The organism is Paenibacillus sp. OT2-17 (assembly GCF_009827695.1).
Classification (GTDB): Bacteria; Bacillota; Bacilli; order Paenibacillales; family Paenibacillaceae; genus Paenibacillus; species Paenibacillus polymyxa_B.
Window position 1 is genome coordinate 1 of sequence record NZ_WUDQ01000916.1, and the last position, 906, is coordinate 906.

Sequence of the window (906 nt, forward strand, 5' to 3'; positions counted from 1 at the left end):
GGCGTACAACTTTCCGTCGCACGCCATGATTTACCATATTCACTATTGTTACCCCTCTTGGGATTCTAATTCTTCCATCGTAGGATAATCTGTGTAACCTTTGCTTCCCAGACCAAAGAATGTTGTCGGATCTGCTTCGTTCAACGGCGCACCTTTTTGAAGTCGTTCCACTAAATCCGGATTGGCTAATGACCACACACCAACAGGCACCAGATCAGCAAGGCCACGATCTATATCCACGCTAAGATCCTCCAGAGCTCGTCCAGCACGATTGACTAACAAAGGATTCGTCCAGATTGAACGAATGTCTTGGAGCAGTTTTTCATTTCCAAGATGCATGACATGAAGGTAAGCTAAATCCAATTTAGCTAATTCTTTTACAAGATAACGATAAAGTTCGGGACCTTGTTCACCATCTTGAATCCCACCAAGAGGTGTCCCTGGCGAGATACGGAAGCCTGTTCTTTCTGCTCCAATTTCTTCGACTATGGCTTTCGTTACTTCAATCGCGAAGCGAGTACGATTTTCTATAGATCCCCCATATTCATCCGTCCGTGTATTCGAATTTTCTCCAATAAATTGATTAATCAGATAGCCATTGGCTCCATGAATTTCAACGCCATCCGCACCTGCTTTAATTGCTGCTGCTGCTGCTTTCCGGAAATCAGCAATGGTCGTTTGAATGTCCTCTTCACTTAACTCACGAGGAACGGGGATGTCCTGCATACCTTTAGCAGTAAACATTTCTACACCGGGCGCGATTGCAGATGGCGCAACAGGTTGGCGATGATGTGGTGTATTATCAGGGTGCGACATGCGACCAGCATGCATTAATTGGATATACATATATCCACCTGCTTTATGCACTGCATCTGTAACCTTTTTCCATCCTTCAATATGTTTATC

General features: G+C 44.6%; 1 protein-coding gene. It reads right to left on the reverse strand.

Going from position 1 to position 906, the window contains the following annotated elements:
• Positions 1 to 48: 48 nt before the first annotated feature.
• A partial coding sequence (locus GRP75_RS28160; protein ID WP_160791022.1) for an oxidoreductase occupies positions 49 to 906 on the reverse strand: 858 nt, incomplete at its 5' end.